This is a genomic window from Cellulomonas sp. P5_E12 (assembly GCF_054049315.1).
In genome coordinates this window covers 19,020-35,467 of sequence record NZ_JBFUMP010000028.1, presented here as the reverse complement: position 1 = coordinate 35,467, position 16,448 = coordinate 19,020, and the positions used below count along the sequence as shown (strand labels likewise).

At 74.5% G+C, this 16,448-nt stretch carries 11 protein-coding genes; 5 read left to right on the top strand and 6 right to left on the bottom strand.

The features are described from left to right. The coding region (locus ACXJKA_RS17895; RefSeq protein ID WP_456826548.1) for a DEAD/DEAH box helicase at positions 1-1,268 on the bottom strand (1,268 nt) is incomplete at its 3' end. 210 nt (positions 1,269-1,478) lie between these two features. Between ACXJKA_RS17895 and ACXJKA_RS17890 the strand changes: the two genes are divergently transcribed. From ACXJKA_RS17890 to ACXJKA_RS17880, 3 genes are read left to right on the top strand one after another with little or no spacing between them, the layout of a single operon-like run. Next, positions 1,479-2,216, top strand: a complete 738-nt coding sequence (locus tag ACXJKA_RS17890; protein ID WP_456826547.1) for an ABC transporter ATP-binding protein — start codon at positions 1,479-1,481, stop codon at positions 2,214-2,216. Beyond that, the gene (locus ACXJKA_RS17885; protein WP_456826546.1) at positions 2,213-4,759 is read left to right on the top strand and encodes an ABC transporter permease; all 2,547 of its coding nucleotides are present in this window, start codon (positions 2,213-2,215) and stop codon (positions 4,757-4,759) included. The genes ACXJKA_RS17890 and ACXJKA_RS17885 overlap by 4 nt, the downstream gene beginning before the upstream one ends. A 16-nt stretch (positions 4,760-4,775) precedes the next feature. Beyond that, a complete protein-coding gene (locus ACXJKA_RS17880) occupies positions 4,776-5,417 on the top strand; it encodes a hypothetical protein (protein ID WP_456826545.1) in 642 nt (213 codons plus the stop codon). 7 nt (positions 5,418-5,424) lie between these two features. On the opposite strand, the gene ACXJKA_RS17875 is transcribed toward ACXJKA_RS17880, so the two are convergent. Next, positions 5,425-6,309, bottom strand: coding sequence for a CHAD domain-containing protein (locus ACXJKA_RS17875; protein WP_456826544.1), 885 nt, complete (start codon positions 6,307-6,309; stop codon positions 5,425-5,427). Between the two features lie 184 nt (positions 6,310-6,493). Here ACXJKA_RS17875 and ACXJKA_RS17870 point away from each other — a divergent pair, with 184 nt between their 5' ends. Further along, complete coding sequence (locus ACXJKA_RS17870; RefSeq protein WP_456826543.1) at positions 6,494-8,227, top strand: hypothetical protein; 1,734 nt, start codon at positions 6,494-6,496, stop codon at positions 8,225-8,227. A gap of 120 nt (positions 8,228-8,347) precedes the next feature. Continuing rightward, the gene (locus ACXJKA_RS17865) at positions 8,348-10,234 is read left to right on the top strand and encodes a copper resistance CopC/CopD family protein (RefSeq protein WP_456826542.1); all 1,887 of its coding nucleotides are present in this window, start codon (positions 8,348-8,350) and stop codon (positions 10,232-10,234) included. 4 nt (positions 10,235-10,238) lie between these two features. On the opposite strand, the gene ACXJKA_RS17860 is transcribed toward ACXJKA_RS17865, so the two are convergent. The 4 genes from ACXJKA_RS17860 to ACXJKA_RS17845 are packed head-to-tail and all read right to left on the bottom strand — an operon-like array spanning position 10,239 to position 16,428. Continuing rightward, complete coding sequence (locus tag ACXJKA_RS17860; RefSeq protein ID WP_456826541.1) at positions 10,239-12,875, bottom strand: S8 family serine peptidase; 2,637 nt, start codon at positions 12,873-12,875, stop codon at positions 10,239-10,241. Next, entirely contained in the window at positions 12,859-13,401 is a 543-nt protein-coding gene (locus ACXJKA_RS17855) for a hypothetical protein (protein WP_456826540.1), read from the bottom strand. The genes ACXJKA_RS17860 and ACXJKA_RS17855 overlap by 17 nt, the downstream gene beginning before the upstream one ends. A gap of 13 nt (positions 13,402-13,414) precedes the next feature. Then, positions 13,415-14,407 (bottom strand): multicopper oxidase domain-containing protein, encoded by a 993-nt coding sequence (locus ACXJKA_RS17850; RefSeq protein ID WP_456826539.1) that lies wholly within the window; start codon positions 14,405-14,407, stop codon positions 13,415-13,417. A gap of 29 nt (positions 14,408-14,436) precedes the next feature. Next, positions 14,437-16,428 (bottom strand): multicopper oxidase domain-containing protein, encoded by a 1,992-nt coding sequence (locus tag ACXJKA_RS17845; protein WP_456826538.1) that lies wholly within the window; start codon positions 16,426-16,428, stop codon positions 14,437-14,439. Between the last annotated feature and the right edge of the window lie 20 nt (positions 16,429-16,448).

Sequence of the window (16,448 nt, the reverse complement as noted above, 5' to 3'; positions counted from 1 at the left end):
GGGGCCGCGCCGCGACCGCGACCACGGCCGCGACCGCCGCCGCCGCCACCGTTGCCGCCGCCGGTGGAGGCGGTGACCGGCGGGGCGACGTACTTCACGGGTGCTGCGACCTCGCCGACGAGGCGCGTGAGCGTCGCGTCACCGGGGAAGACGGGCTTCGGCGTCGCCGTGATCTTGGCGGCACGCGTGAGCTGGCGGACGTCGCCGCGCTGCTCGGGCAGGACGATCGTGACGACGTCGCCACCCGAGCCGGCACGCGCGGTGCGGCCCGAGCGGTGCAGGTACGCCTTGTGCTCGGCCGGCGGGTCGACGTGCACGACGAGCTCGATGTCGTCCACGTGGATGCCGCGCGCGGCGATGTCGGTGGCGACGAGCACGCGGACGGCGCCCGACGAGAACGCCTCGAGGTTGCGCTCGCGCGCGCCCTGGGCGAGGTTGCCGTGCAGGTCGACGGCGGGGATGCCGTCCATGGTCAGCTGCTTGGCCAGCTTCTTGGCCTGGTGCTTGGTGCGCATGAACAGCACGCGGCGGCCGGTGCCGGAGGCGAGGTGGTGGACGACCAGCTTCTTGGCGTCGGCGTCGCGGACCTCGAACAGGTGGTGGGTCATGGCGGCCACGGGCGACTCGGCGCTGTCGACGGAGTGCTCGACCGGCGAGGTCAGGTAGCGCTTGACCAGCTGGTCGACGCCGTTGTCCAGCGTGGCCGAGAAGAGCAGGCGCTGGCCGACCTTCGGGGTCTTGTCCATGATCCGCTTGACGCCGGGCAGGAAGCCCAGGTCGGCCATGTGGTCGGCCTCGTCCAGGACGGTGATCTGGACGTCGTCGAGCGTGAGCGCCTTCTGGTTCAGCAGGTCCTCGAGGCGACCCGGGCAGGCGATGACGATGTCGATGCCGCCGTTGAGCGCGGAGACCTGCTTGCCCTGCGAGACGCCGCCGAAGATGACGGTCGTGTTCAGGCCCATCACCTTGGCCAGCGGGGCGATGGTGGCGTCGATCTGCGAGGCGAGCTCGCGCGTCGGGGCCAGGACGATGGCGCGGGGCCGACGAGCGGCCTTGCCCTTGCCGGCGGTCGCGGCGAGGCGCACGACGAGCGGGAGGGCGAACGCGAGGGTCTTGCCGGAGCCGGTGCGGCCGCGGCCGAGGACGTCACGGCCCGCCAGCGAGTCGGGCAGCGTCGCGGTCTGGATGGGGAAGGGGGAGGTGATGCCCTGGGCCGTCAGTGCGGCGGACAGGGCAGAGGGCACGCCAAGATCGGCGAAGGAAGTCACAGATAGAGCCTCTCGGGCTTGGTCGGGGTCCGCCGCCAGAGCAACCAGAGCGACTGCTCCGGGGGACCTCCACGACGCGGGGCGCGCAGGTTCGCGCAGCCCTTGGTGGCCCCACTCTCTCACACGGGATACCGCCGGAGGGCTCGCGGTGGTGAGCGTCACAGGGGACGATCGGACCCGAAGCTGCCCCGTACCAGGAGGAACGCCGCGATGCCCACGCCCGTCATCGCCTCCGCGCGGGACCTCGTCAAGGTCTACGGCGCGGGAACGACCACGGTGCGAGCGCTCGACGGGGTCGACGTCGACCTGGTCCGCGGTGAGCTCACGGCGATCATGGGTCCGTCCGGGTCCGGCAAGTCGACGCTCATGCACTGCCTGGCGGGACTGGACCGGCCGACGTCGGGCACCGTGGTGGTGGACGGCGAGACGGTGAGCAGCATGTCGGAGCGGAAGCTGACCGCGCTGCGGCGCACCCGGGTCGGGTTCGTGTTCCAGGCCTACAACCTCGTGCCGACGTTGACGGCGCTGGAGAACATCACGCTGCCGCTGGACATCGCGCGCCGGCACGTGGACCGGGCGCACCTGGACCTCGTCGTCGAGACCCTCGGGCTCGCGGACCGGCTCGGGCACAAGCCGAGCGAGCTGTCCGGCGGGCAGCAGCAGCGGGTGGCCTGCGCGCGGGCGCTGGTCGCGCGCCCCGCCGTCGTGTTCGCCGACGAGCCGACGGGCAACCTCGACAGCACCTCGGCGGCGGAGGTGCTCGGGTTCCTGCGGCGCAGCGTCGACGACCTCGGTCAGTCCGTCGTCATGGTCACGCACGACCCCACGTCGGCGGCCTACGCCCACCGCGTGCTGTTCCTCGCCGACGGCCGGCTGGTCGGCGAGCTGCGGGATCCGACGGCCGAGTCGGTGCTCGCCGCCCTGACCGCGATCCGCGCGTCCCGATGATCCGCGTCGCGCTGCGCGGGGTGCGGGCGCACCTCGTGCGGTTCTGCCTGTCGGTGCTCGCGGTGGCCCTCGGGGTCGCGTTCGTCGCCGGCACGTTCGCGCTGCGCACGATGCTGGGGAGCACGTTCACGGACATCGTCGCGACGACCACACTGGGCGACGCCTACGTCCGCGGCGCCGACCCCGCCGGGGGCACCGGCGGGCCGGACCGGATCAGCCCGGACACGCGCAACCCCGTCCCGTTGACCCTCGTCGACCGGCTCGAGGCGGTCGACGGCGTCGCCGCGGCGATGCCCGACCTGCAGGGTCCTCTGGTGCTGGTGGGCGCCGACGGGACCGCCGTGCAGAGCACGCAGGCGCCGAGCTTCGGGTTCGCCTACGACCCGCGGGACCGGGCCGCGCAGGTGGTCGCGGGGCGGGCGCCCGTGAGTGGCGACGAGATCGCGGTGGAGTCGGCGACGCTGCGCGCGTCCGGACTGGCGCTCGGTGACGCGACGAGCGTGGTGGTCGGCGGCGAGATCCGGCCCGTGACCGTGGTCGGGGAGATGGGGCTCGGGTCGGCCCTGGCCGGGGCGACCGTCGTGTTCCTGGACACGGCGACCGCGACCGCCGCCTTCGCCCCGGACGGCACGGTCGCGACGATCTCGGTCCAGGCGGCTGACGGGCTCACCGAGCAGCAGCTGGTGGACCGGATCGCGCCGGTCGCCGCGGCGTCGAGCGTGCCCGCGGAGGCGGTGACCGGGGACGAGGTGCGGGAGCAGGCCACCGCGAACATCCTCACGGTCCTCGGGTTCATCACGACGTTCCTGCTGGTGTTCGCCGGGATCTCGCTGTTCGTCGGCGCGTTCATCATCGCCAACACGTTCTCCATGTGGGTGCGCCAGCGGACCCGCGAGCTCGCGCTGCTGCGCGCGGTCGGGGCGTCACCCTTGCAGGTGTTCTCCTCGATCGTGCTGCAGGCGGCCATCGTCGGCGTGGTCGGTGCGGCGCTCGGCGTCGCGGGCGGCCTCGGGCTCGTAGTCGTGCTGCGCTCCGTGCTCGGCAGGGTCGGCATGCAGCTGACGGGCCGGGTGCCGCTCGACGGGTTCACGCTCGTGGTGTCCGTGCTCGTCGGCACCCTGGTCAGCGTCCTGGCGGCCGCGCTGCCGGCGCGCCGGGCCGCCCTCGTGCCGCCGGTCGAGGCGCTGCGCGACGAGGTCACCCTGCCGGAGCGCTCCCTGCGCCGGCGCGCGGTCGTGGGTGTGGTGCTGCTGCTCGTGGGCATCGGCGCGGTGGTCGTCGCCCTCCTGGACCCCACCGCCGAGCACGCCGGTGCGCTGCTCGGGATCGGGGCCGGCGGGGTCGTGCTCGGGGTGCTCGCCGCGTCGCCGGTGCTGGCGCGCGGCATGCTCCGGGTGCTGTCCGTGCCGATCCTCCCGTGGCGGCCGGTCGGTCCGCTCGCCCGCGGCAACGTCACTCGCAACCCGCGACGCACGGCCAACACCGCGGGCGCGCTGATGATCGGGATGGCGCTGGTGGGAGCCGCCGCGGTCATCGCCGCCACCACGCAGGCGTCGACCAGCGCGATCGTCGCGCGGGAGGCCACCACCGACTACATCCTGCGCGGCGCCGCCCAGGGGACCGTGCCCGCGCAGGCGATCGATGGCGTGCGCGCCCTGCCCGACGTCCGCGCCGCGGACACCTTCGCCACCGGCGTGGTGCTCGTGGACGGCGCGAACCTCGCGGTGACGGGCATCGACCCGACGGCGGTCGGCCGCAGCATCCGCACCGAGGAGGTGGAGGGCTCGTTCCCGGAGGCGCTGGCGGCGGGGGAGGTCGCGGTGCAGCGCACGACGATGGACGACGAGGACTGGGTGGTCGGTCAGCGCCTCGAGCTCGTCGGATCGAGCGACTCCCGGACGGTCGCCATCGGCGCCGTCATCGACTCGCCCGCGTTCGGCGTGCCGCTCGTCGTGTCGCAGACCCTGCTCGACCAGCTGCTGCCGCCCGACGAGCAGCGCGTCACCACGGTGTTCGTCACCGCGACGGACGGCGCGGACGTGGCGGCCCTGCGCGGCGAGCTCACGGACGCCGTGCGCCCGTACGTCGTGGTCTCGGTGATGGACAGCGAGGAGTTCGTCTCCGACCTCGCCGCGCAGGTGGACCGCGTGCTCGTGATCCTCTACGCGCTGCTCGGGCTGTCGATCGTCATCGCCGTCCTCGGCATCATCAACACGCTCGCCCTGTCCGTCATCGAGCGCACCCGCGAGATCGGGCTGCTCCGAGCGGTCGGCCTCGGACGGCTGCAGCTGGGCACCACGATCACGCTCGAGTCGGTGCTCACCGCGGTGTTCGGCACGACGGTCGGGCTGGTGCTCGGGGTCGCGCTCGCGGCCACGCTGCCCACCGTGTTCGCCGACGTCGGACTCCGCACGCTCGCGATCCCGTGGACCAGCCTCGCGCTCATGCTCGCGCTCGCCGTCGTGGTCGGCGTCGTCGCGGCGCTCTGGCCGGCGGTGCGTGCGGCGCGTCTGCCCGTGCTCGACGCGGTGACCACGGAGTGACCGATAACCTCGGAGCGTGAGCGACACCGGGTACGGCGACTTCGAGTTCGAGCGTCGCTTCTGGGCGCGCGACGTGCCCGCCGACCTCCTCGACGCCTCGCCGGCCCTCATCGTCCAGAGCTACGTGCTGGCCGACGCCGGCTTCGCCGTCCGCGTCCGCGTGCAGGCCACCGTCGAGGGCCTCGTGCTCGAGCCCGGACTGGACGAGCTCGCGATCCTCGAGCGCTACGCCGACCAGATGGACTTCTGCGCCATCACCGTGAAGGGACCCATGAACGAGGGCACCCGGTACGAGGCCGAGCGCGAGCTCGACGTCAGCGTGGGCCTCGAGCTCGTCCGCCGTGGCGGGGCCCGCGTGGCCAAGACGCGGCACTCGGTCTGGCTGGGCGACGACGGCTGGGTGGTCGACACGTTCGCCGGCGGGAACGCGCCGCTGGTCGTCGCCGAGGTCGAGCGCGGCGGCCCGGTCACCGACCTGACCATCCCGGAGTTCTGTGTCACCGAGGTGACGTCCGACGCCCGGTTCTCCAACGACGCGCTCGCGGGGACGCCGTACGGCACGTGGGCCTCGGCCTACGAGCGCGAGCTCGCGAGCGTCGGCCCGCGGTTCCTGCAGAACCTGGGCCACAACCATCGCGCGGAGCCCGGGGCGGTCTGACCGCGGGTCAGCGCATCCAGCGACGGTGACCCCGGGCGCTCGCCCGGTCCACGCGCCGCCGCGCCTCGGACTCGGCGGCGTCACCAGCCGCCTCCTCGAGCGCGTGCAGCCGGCCGTAGGTGAAGGTGCTCTCGCCGTCGGCCTCCGCCTGGAGCGCGAGGCGGTGCAGGGTCTCGCGACGGGTCACGGTGTCGTGCTGGGCGCCGAGCGCCTCCTGGACGCGCTTCGCGCGCCGTGCGCTGCGGCGGGCGGGCCCGCCGACGACGGCCGCCGCCACCTCGCTGGCGTACCGAGCGCGCCGGGCCGCCTTGCGGATCTCGTGCAGCGCCTCGTCGAGCTCGTCCCCCGCCGGGAGGTCGGCCGCCGCCTCGACCGCGTCGTCGTAGCGCCGCCACGCCCGGCGAGCGCGGCGGGGCAGGACGTCGCCGGCGGCACGGGCGTGCGCGGGACCGGCCGGCAGGTCGCGCGCGAGCACGTCGAGGAGGGAGTCGAGGCGGTCGGCCGCGAGCCAGGACTCGACCTGGTCGAGCGCGATCCGTCTCGCCGCGGTGCGGTCCTCGTCGATCCGCCGCTCGATCGGTCCGACGACGAGCGTCGGGTCCTCGGCCGCGAGCCGGCGCAGCAGCGCATGTCGCTCCACGTGGGCGTCCCGGGCGCCGCCGAGCACGTGCCCGAGATCGGACAGCTCGTCGCGCGCCGGCTCGGTCGCGGCGCGGTCCAGCACGGGCCGGTACACCGACAGGGCGGCGCGCAGGCGTCGGGTGGCCACCCGGGCGTCGTGCACGGCGTCGTCGTCGCCCGCCCGGACGCCGGGCGCGACCGCGCGCAGGCGCTGAGCCTGCGCGGTGACGTAGGCCTGGAGCACCTGACCTGCGGTCTCGTCGGATCCCATGGGTCGAGGCTCGCACGCCTCGGCCGTGCGCGAGGGGTCAACGCACCGTGGACCAGGTATGCGGCACCCCGGCACGCCACGAGACGAGGCCCCCCGCAGGGACCCGCGGCCGGTGGTCCGATCAGCCTCGACGCGGCCCTCGTACACTGACCGTCCATCGCGACGAGGAGGTACCGCCGTGCCCGTGGGCCGACGACGCGCCGCCGTGGCCGCGACCGTGCTCGCCCTGCTCGCGCTCGCGGGCTGCACGGACGACGGCGCGACACAGCGGGCGACGCCGACACCATCGACCGCCTCTCCCACCCCGACGCCGACGCCGACCCCGACGCCGGTGTCCGCGCAGGTGGGGGCGCCCGACGAGGCCGCAACGGTGCTGCCCGCGGCCACCCCGCAGGACGCCGCGCTGGAGGCGTCTCGTGCCTTGTTCGAGACCGCGCCGGTCGCCGTCGTCGCCCCTGTCGAGGACGTCGCGGCACAGCTCACCGCGTCGTCGGCGGCCGTCGCGCTCGGCGTTCCCGTGCTGCTCACGTCGGCGGCCGCCGACCCCGCGCCGGTCGTGGCGGAGCTGACCCGGCTCGAGGCGCGGGCCGTGCTGCTGGTGGGCGCGGCCGCCCTCGCGCCACCGGCCGGGCTCGTCGTGGTCCCGGTCGTCCCCGGCGCGGACGCGGCCACGCTCGGGGCCGCGACGGGTGCGGGGTTCGGCGCGCCGACCGAGGTCGTCCCCGGTCAGGAGGCCGCCGCCGTCCGCGCCCTGGCGTCGCCGCGTCCGGCCGTGCTCGTGGTCGCCGGCACGGTCCCGGTCGCCCCGCCGACCCCGACACCGACGACGTCCCCGTCACCACCCCCGACGCTCCCGCGCACACGCCCGCCCGCCCCGGTCGCGGGCACGGTCGCGCTCACCGGCGTCGGCGTCGACCCGCTCGCCGCGCTGGCAACCATCCGCGCCGCCGGCGTGCCGGTGCTCGACACCCCCGGCGGCGACCCCCGCGCGACGACGCCCGGCGTCCAGGCGATCGCCGMAGCCGCGCCGGATCACACGCTCGCGCTCGGGTCCGCGTTCGGCGCGCCGGAGCAGCTCGCCCGCCGCGTGGCGGCCGCGCGCACCGGCGTTCTCCTCGGCGGCGGCGGCCAGCTGGTGTTCCCGCAGGTCCCGGGCGTGCCGGGCAAGAAGTACGTGGCCCTCTACGGCACGCCCGGGTCGAAGGCGCTCGGGGTGCTGGGGGAGCAGGACGTCCCTGCGACCCTCGCCCGGGCGGATGCCACGGCGGCGCCGTACCGGTCGCTCACCGTGGACGCCGTCGTGCCGGCGGTCGAGATCATCGCGACCATCGCCTCCGGGGGCCCCGGCGACGACGGCAACTACTCGGACGAGCGCTCGGTCGCGGACCTCCGCCCGCTGGTCGAGGCCGCGGGTGCCGCGGGCATGGCGGTCGTCCTCGACCTGCAACCGGGCCGCACCGACTTCCTCACGCAGGCCCAGCAGTACGCGGACCTGCTCGCGCTCCCGTACGTCGGCCTGGCGCTCGACCCGGAGTGGCGACTCGCGCCGGACCAGGTGCACCTCCGCCAGATCGGCTCGGTCGGCATCGACGAGGTCAACGGCGTCGTCGCCTGGCTGGCGGACTTCACGGCGCAGCGGGCGCTCCCGCAGAAGATGCTCGTCCTGCACCAGTTCGCGGGCCGGATGATCACCGACCGCGCCCGGCTGGACACGTCGCGCGACGAGCTCGCGATTGTCATCCACGTGGACGGCCAGGGGACGCAGCCCGGCAAGGCCGGCACCTGGAACACGCTGCGCGCCGACGCGCCGCCGGTGCACTGGGGCTGGAAGAACTTCTACGACGAGGACAAGCCGATGCTCGACCCGACGCAGACGTACGCCGTCCAGCCTGTCCCGGACCTCGTCAGCTACCAGTAGGCGCATGACGAGCAGATGACAGTGTCGTCATCCTGCGTCGTCGGGACCCGCCCGTGCCTAGTGTCGGCGCCATCGACGCGGTGACGCTCCAGGCGGTCGCCGGGAAGGTGGGGACGTCGGGTGAGCGCGTGCGACCCGGGGCAGGCGCGCGGGCGCCGTCGCCACGCGGCGCGAGCCCTCGCCGTGCTCACCTGCGTCCTGCTCGCCGTGGTGCTCGCCGCGCCGGCCGCGCAGGCGCACGCGGTGCTGGTCCGGTCCGACCCCGCCAGCGGGTCGATCCTCGCGGCCTCGCCGGCCGACGTGACCCTCTGGTTCGACGAGGAGGTCTCGCACCGCCTGAGCACGGCGCGGCTGGTCGCCGACGACGGCGAGACCGTCCCCGGGGTCCGGGTCGCCCCGTCGTCCGACGACGCGCGGGTCCTGGCGCTGGCGCTGCCCCGGCTCGGGTCCGGGACGTACGGGGTGCTGTGGCAGGTGCTGGCCGAGGACGACGGCCACACCTCGTCGGGCACGGTGGTCTTCACGGTCGGGACGCCGACGACGGCACCCGTGACGGCGACCACGCAGTCCGCCGGCCCGACCCCCCTCGCCGTCGCGCTGCGCTGGGGGCGGATCGCGGCGCTCGCGGCGCTGGTCGGTGCGCTGACCGTCCTCCTGCTCGTCGTCTCCGTCTCGGCGAGGACGGACGCGTCGCCCGCGCTCGGGGTGACCATCCGCACCGCGCGCGGGCGGCTGCTGGTGCTGGGGATCGGCGCGGCGTCGTTCGGCGTGCTCCTCGGCGTCGCCGATCTCGCGGAGCAGGTGCGCCTGCTGCGTCCGCCGTCGACGCCGTGGGCATCCACCGCGGGTGAGCTGCTCGTCGGGAGCCGGTGGGGCCACCTGCTGGTCGCCCGTGAGATCGCGCTGGTCGCCGCTGCGCTCCTGCTCGTCGCGGTGCGCTCGCGGACGGGGACGGCGCGACGCAGTCGAGCGCTGACGGCGGCGGCGGTCTTGGCGACGCTGGCCCTGGCCGGGATCGAGGCGCTGGGCAGCCACGCCGCCGCGGTCGAGGGGCTCCGGGTGGAGGCTATCGCCGCCGACGCCGTGCACGTCCTCGCGGCGTGCCTGTGGCTCGGTGCGGTCGCGGCGCTCGGGGTGGTGCTCTGGCCGCACGCCTCGGGGGCGAGCGGCGTCGAGCTGGCTCGGGCGTGCCGAGGGCCGTTCACGCGCCTCGTGCTGGTGAGCGTGGCCGTGGTGCTGGTCACCGGGCTGTACGGCGCGGGCGTGCAGATCGCCTCGGTCGACGGCCTGGTGAGGTCCGCGTACGGGCGCACCCTGCTGGTCAAGCTCGGGGTCGTCGCCGTGCTGCTCGGCCTCGGGTTCCGGAACTCCACGAGCCTGCACGGCTCGCGCGCGCTCGGCGCGCTGCGGCCCTTCTCGCGGCGCCTCGTCTGGCTCGAGGCCGGGGTCGGGGCAGTGCTGCTCGTCGCGGTGGGCGTGCTCGTCGAGACGTCGCCGAGGGCCGACGAGGGCGCGACTCCCGCGGCCTCGGCCGAGGTGGTCAGCGGCTCGGCCGCGGACGTCGTCGTGACGGTCGCCGCGACGCCGAGCCGGCCCGGCCTCAACGGGTTCGCCGTGACGGTCGCGAGCACGCGGCGACCGGCGCCGGCCCCCGTGGACGGCGTCCGACTCACGCTCACGAGCGGCGGGGCGACCTCGGTCGTGGAGCTGCAGGAGGTCGGCGAGAACCGGTACTTCGGCACGTCGCAGGTCCGTTCGGCGGGCGTGGTCAGGGTCGACGCCGTGGTGGACCGCGGCGGGGCGAGCCTCTCGGTCCCTCTGTCCTGGCGGGTCGACGCTGCCGTCCAGCCCGCCGACACCACCGTCGCGCGGCCGCTCGCCCCGTACACCGACGGGCTCGCGCTGCTGCTGGTCCTCGGCGCCGTGGTGGCCGCGGCCGTCCACCGACGCTCGGTCGCGGGTCGCGTCGTCGAGGCCGAACCGGTCCCGGTGCCGACCTCGCGGTAGGCGGCTACCGGACCACCAGCGTCACGGTGACCTGGTGCACCAGCGACCCGTTCTTCCCGGTGACGCGCACGGTGTAGGTGCCGCGTGGCGTCGCGGACGTCGTCCGGACCCGGACCGTCGACGTCCCGTTGGCCGCCACGGGGTTGACCGTGAACGTGGCGGTCGACGAGGACGGCAGCCCGGCTGCCGAGAGCGTGACGCCGCCGGTGAAGCCCCCGGTCGGGGCGACCGAGACGACGGAGGTCGCGGTCTGGCCGCGCGTCACGGTGACCGACGTCGGTGCGGCCGAGAGCGCGAAGTCGCGGGCGGTGACGACCAGCGTGATCGCGGCGGAGTGCACGACGGCGCCGCTCGTCCCCGTGACGGTGAGCGGGTAGGTCCCGACCGGCGCGGTCGGGGGCGTGGTGACCGTCAGGACGGAGCTGCCCGCCCCGGCGACGACCTGCGGCGAGAACGCGGCCCCGCCGACCGTCGCGGGCAGCCCCGTCAGGGCGAGCGCGACGGAACCGGTGAAGCCGTTCAGCGCGCCGACGGCAACGGTGAAGGTCGCACCGCTACCCGCGTTCACGGTGCGCGCCGCCGGCGACGCGCCGACTGTGAAGCCCGGCGCCGGAGCGACGACGAGCGTGGTGCTGGTGCTGCGGACCGTCGAACCGCTCGTCCCCGTGATCGTCAGCGGGTAGGAGCCCGGCGCGAGGCTCGGAGTGGTCGTCACGGTGAGCGTGGAGCTCCCGGACGCGCCCGCCACGACGGCGGGGGAGAAGCTCCACGCCTGCGGTGCCGCGAGCCCCGACAGCGCGAGCGTGACGTCGCCCGAGAACCCGCTCACAGGCGCGACGGCGACGGCGACCGTGGCCGAGCCACCCGCCGCCACAGTGACCGACGCGGGTGACGCGGCGAGCGTGAAGGCCGGCGGGGCGGCGACGACGAGCGTGAGCGGCACCGCGTGCGCGACCGCGCCGCTCGTCCCGGTGATCGTCAGCGGGTACGTGCCGGGCGCGAGGGTCGGGTCGGTTGAGACGGTGAGCGTGGCGGTCCCCGACCCGCCGGTGACGCGGGCGGGCGAGAAGGTGCCGCTGCCCTGCGCCGGGGCGAGACCCGCGAGGGAGAGATCGACGTCGCCCGCGAAGCCCTGCAGAGCGCCGACCGACACGCTGACGTCGGCCGACGACCCCGGGGACACCGTCACGGACGTCGGGGACGCGGCGACCGTGAAGTCAGGAGTCGTGGCGAGCCACCGGTACGCGGCCGCGATGTCGAGGCGCCCGTAGCCGGTGTCGTCGTCAAGCCCGAGCCGCCCGAGGTCGGCCGCACCGGTCTCCAGCGCGATCTCCTGACGGTCGGCGGTCAGGTCGGGGAAGGCCGTGAGCAGCAGCGCGAGCGCGCCGGCGACGTGCGGCGCCGCCAGCGACGTCCCCTCGGCGGTGAGGTAGAGGCCGTACAGGTCGGTGGTCCGGATGCCCACCGCCGGCGCGGCGAGCTTCGGGGCGGCCGCACCCGCGCAGCTCGCGGGTCCGCGGCTGGAGTACGCGTAGAGGCCGTCGGCGTTGTCGGTGCCGCCCACCGCGAAGGCCTCGGGGTTGTTGGCGGGGCTGCGGATGGTCCCCGCCGTCGGGCCTTCGTTGCCGGCCGCGAAGACGGGGAGGATGCCCGCGGCCCGCAGGCTGCGCAGGTCCGCCTGGAACTCCAGCGAGCAGCCGGCGACGGACATCGTCCAGGAGTCGTTGACCACGTTCGGGGCGTCGGCGGTCGCCGGGTTCCCGTCGGGGTCCAACAGCCACTGGAACCCGCGGTGGATGTTCGTCGACGTGGCCGCGCCGCGGTCGTCGAAGATCTTCACGGCGATCCAGGTCGCCGCGGGCGCCACCCCGATCGAGCTGCCGCCCGCGGCGCCGCCGACGATGACCCCCATCGTCGCGGTCCCGTGGCCGTTGACGTCGGTCGGCACAGTCGGGTGCTGGCCGTTCGGGTCGAACCAGCTGTTCGAGCCGCCGCGCCAGGTGCTCGCCAGCTCCGGCTGGGAGACGTCGACGCCCGTGTCCATGCCGGCAACGACGATCCCTTGGCCGCGGAACCCCTGCGCCCACATCGCAGGAGCGCCGACGCGCTCGATGTTGGGCTCGGTCGCCGCGGCGACCGCCCCGGCAACGGTCGCGACGGTTGCCGCGTGCAGCACGATGGTCGACTTGACCCGGGCGACGTCCGGCCGCGCGGCGAGCTCGCGGATGAGCGCGGGTGTGGCCCGCAGGTCGATCTCGTTGGTCACCCAGAACGGCACGATGTCCGAGGCGACGTGCTGCGCCTGCCGTTGCGCGAGCAGCGTCCGGACACCCCTCTGCGTCTGGTCGGCGTGCGCCCGCAGCGTCCGCTCGACCGCGGCGAGCCGCGCCTGCCGCTTCAGGTTGCGGACGGCCCGCAGGTCGGCGCTCGAGCTCAGGACCACGGCGACGTCGAGGAGCTGTGCGGGCGGTGCCGTCGCCAGCTGTTCCTCGAGCACCGGGTCGATCGACCCGGACGGCACGGGGGGTCGTCCCGCAGCCGTGGCACCCGCAGCCCCGCCGACGACCATCGACAGGCCGAGGACCGCCGCCACGACGGAGACCAGCCGGCGCGCGACGCCGTGCCTACTCGACGACCACATGCTCGACCTGCGCGTCCCCGAGCAGCACAGACACGACGCTGCCCTGGTGGATCCAGTTGTTGGGGTTCACGAACATGAGGTAGTAGGTCTCGCCGGCCGTGTACGCACCGCTGTGCGAGTGGTCCATGAACAGGTCGTGCACCACGAGGCCGGACTCCTCGTCGACGACGGCGGGAGGGTTCTGGGGGTCGTGCACGGCATTGGCGGTGTCGGGGTCGACCACCTGGTACCGCAGGTCCACCAGGCCTCCCGCACCGGTGACGGTGACTCCCGTGATCTGCACTCCGCTGCGCTGGACGAGCTCGTCGGCGGTGACGCCGGGCCGTCCCCATGACACCGGCGCCGCCTCGTCGTCCAGGGCGGCCGAGCGCGCGGCGAACCCGTGCGACAGCCCGATCCCCGCCGCCGCGACCCCGGCGGCCAGCACGGCGCCGGTGAGCAGTCCGAGCAGCCGGAACCCCCACCCGTGCGGGGGGCGGGGCGGGGTCGGCGTCTCGGTCGGCCCGACGGTGGCCTGGCTGGTCACGGGCGGTCCCCGCTCACGGGTGGATGAACGTCAGCGCGCCGCCGCCGGTGGCGGGGCTCGGGCTCGTCCCGGTCTGCGGGCCGTTGGTCACGTGCAGCTGCCGGTTGTAGAGCGGGAAGCCGTGCGTGCTGGGCGGCGCACCCGCAGGCACGGTCACGATCGCGTCCTCGGTGGAACCGGCCGCGATGGTCTGCGCGGCGGCGTCGACGGGGTTGGTGAGCAGACGGGCGTCCCGTGCGACGACCCGCTGGTGCATGCCCACCAGCAGCATCGAGCTGTTGTCGAAGCCGGCGTTCAGGTAGCGCAGCAGCACCCGCTGCCCTGTCGCGGCGACGATCGGCGCGGTCTGCGGGTAGGGCTTGCCGCCGATCAGCCACGACGTGGCGTTGTAGGCGTGCAGGTCGAACGTGTCGGGTGCCGCGTTGAACGCCGGGTCCACCGCGCTGAGCACGAGCACGGCCTCGACGTCATAGGCGGTCGACGCGGTGTCGTACGCCTGGTTCGGCGTCGGCGGGCGCACGACGAGGGCGCCGTAGAGCCCCATGGCCTCCTGCCGGCCGGCGTCCCCGCCGCTCTGGTAGAGGTAGGTCCCGGGAGCACCTGCCGTGAAGGTCCGGGTCACGGTCGTGCCCACCGCGGCATCCGTCGGGCCGGCGGCGAACGTGATCCCGGGGACCTCGAACCGCAGCGCGTGCGGCACATCCGTCGTCCCGGCGGGCAGGGCGTTGGTGACCGCGATCGTCACGGTGTCGCCCTCGGACACCGACAGGGTCGGGCCGGGCAGGGACGGCGTCGCGGTCGCGCAGTCGCCGGGGATCAGCGGCACGCCGAAGCCCCAGATCGGGACCGGCGCGAGCTCGCCGGGCACCGTGGTGGTCCCCGCCGTGGCGCACAGGTTGAGCGCGACCGAGGCCGCCGACGCGCTCGGGCCCACCAGCGTGAGCCCCGCCCAGGCCAGGACGAGCACGACGAGAGCCGTGATCCTCGTGCGGGTGCGTGCAGGCATCGCCAACCTCCGGGTCTGCTCTGGTCTGGTCATGGCGCGTCGTAGACGACCGCGAGGAGGTTCCCCCAGGTCGAGAAGGCGGCCGGTGCGGGCGGGGTGAAGCGCTGGGAGTGGACCAGCACCCGGATCTGGCCGGCGTTCGCCCCGGTGCCGACGTAGGCGGACGCGGGGTTCGGGAGGGACCACGTCGACGTGACGGCGGTCGATCCGACGGGCTGGGGCTGTGCCGGCGGAGCGGGCAGGGTGACCCACCCGGCCGACGTCGGCGTCGCGCAGCCCGCCGCGCCGCCCACGGTCCAGTTGCAGATCTTCACGGTCTGCTGCGGGAGGTTCGTCGTCAGTGCCGTGCACGTCCCCAGGGTCGTGGTCGCGCAGTTCACGCCCTTGTAGGTCACCTTGAGGTTCTGGGCGCCGGCGGGCACGGCGGAGAAACCGGCGTACCAGTCGTTCGACAGTGCGGTGATCGTCGCGCCACTCGCGTGCGCGGCAGGAGCCGTGCCGAGCTGACCGCGGGACACCGTCCAGGTCGTCGTGCCCTGCCCGCCGGTGACCGCGAGGACCTCGTTGTCGATCCGCACGTCGTACGTGCCGGAGGTCGGGAAGCCGGCCGCCGAGGCGACGGTGATGCTGGTCGCGCCGGCAGTGGTCGCCGTCGGGCGCGTGGTGGTCTTCGGGTTCACCTGGTAGTAGGTGTTGTCGTCGACCCCGAGCGCCGAGACCGCGCCGCTCTTGAGCGTGCCCGCGACGATGCTGGTCGCCGTCGGGTACGCGGTGCAGCCGCCCACGGGGTCCACCCGCAGCAGCGTGCCCATGCCGCCGAAGCCCTGGTCGAAGTTCGTGAACTCGTTCAAGGCGTGGCTGTGCCAGGGGAAGTACCACTCGCCGCAGATGTTCTGCGAGACGGTCCCGGTGGGCAGGGTCCCCTTGTAGCCGAGGTAGGGGCTGCCGCTGTAGTACGTGTTGCCGTCCTTGAAGAACACGTTGCGGTAGTTCGGAGGAGTCACCGGGAACGGGTTGGAGGTCGGGCTCCAGCTGTCGGTGTCGTCCCAGCGCAGGAGGAAGTCCTCGGTCTGACCGGCACCGATCGTCTCGCCGAAGTGCTCGGTCGTGGCGACCAGCCGGCCGTCCTGGGCGATCTGCGTGGTGTGGTTGCCGTGCGGGTGGAACGGGTGGTTGAGCAGGCCCACGTTGATCATGCGGACGAGGGCGGGCAGGGTGCTCGTGGCCGTGTTGGGCTGGATCCGGACGAGGGCCCCGTAGGGCTGGTTCGGCAGCTGGCCGGTTCCGTTGTTCTGGACGGTGTCGGGGAACTCCCGGCCGTTGATCGAGAAGTAGCGGTCCCGCTGCGCGTTCAGGTCGTAGCCGCCGCCCACCTCTACGGCATGGTGCAGGTCCGGGTCCAGCTCGCTGAGCAGGAGCAGGTACTCGCGACCAGCGTCGAACTGCGTCGCCGCGGTGTAGGCGTACCCCGCGCCCAGGGTCGGGCGCACGATCAGCGCGCCGTACAGGCCCATCTCGACCTGCTTGGCGATGTCGGAGCCGCTCTCGTACAGGTACGTGCCCGGGCTCCCCGCGAGGAAGCTGTAGCTGACGGTCCCGGACCCGGGCGCCGCCTCCGTGGTCAGCAGCCCGGGCGAGCCGCCCGTGGCGGTGACGGCGGCATCCTGGCCGGGAAACACGATGCCCGAGCCCTCGGGCAGGGTGTTGGTCAGGTTGACGACGACGGTCTCGCCCTGGGTCGCGCAGAGCAYGGGGCCCGGGCTCTGGAACTGACCGTTGTCGGGGGCGTCGGCGTTGGCGTAGCTCCACATGAAGATGCTGTTGCCGTCCGGCGTGTCGATGTAGCCCGGCTTCGCCACCAGGTTGAACGTGTGCGTGCTGCCGACGACGGTCCCGGGGGTGCAGACCATGCCGGTCGCGGGCGCACCGGGCGGCAGCGCGACGGCTGACGTCGGTGTGAGCGTCGCCAGCGCGGCCGCCAGCGCGGCGACGGCGGCGACGTGCCGGGCTCGTGGCGTCATCGTGGTCCTCTTTCCGCGTC

What these genes read in the sequence shown, in the direction of transcription:
- ACXJKA_RS17890 (WP_456826547.1), top strand. Translation starts at nt 1,479, where the DNA reads ATGCCCACGCCCGTCATCGCCTCCGCGCGGGACCTCGTCAAGGTCTAC.
- ACXJKA_RS17885 (WP_456826546.1), top strand. Translation starts at nt 2,213, where the DNA reads ATGATCCGCGTCGCGCTGCGCGGGGTGCGGGCGCACCTCGTGCGGTTC.
- ACXJKA_RS17875 (WP_456826544.1), bottom strand. Translation starts at nt 6,309, where the DNA reads ATGGGATCCGACGAGACCGCAGGTCAGGTGCTCCAGGCCTACGTCACC.
- ACXJKA_RS17860 (WP_456826541.1), bottom strand. Translation starts at nt 12,875, where the DNA reads ATGTGGTCGTCGAGTAGGCACGGCGTCGCGCGCCGGCTGGTCTCCGTC.
- ACXJKA_RS17850 (WP_456826539.1), bottom strand. Translation starts at nt 14,407, where the DNA reads ATGCCTGCACGCACCCGCACGAGGATCACGGCTCTCGTCGTGCTCGTC.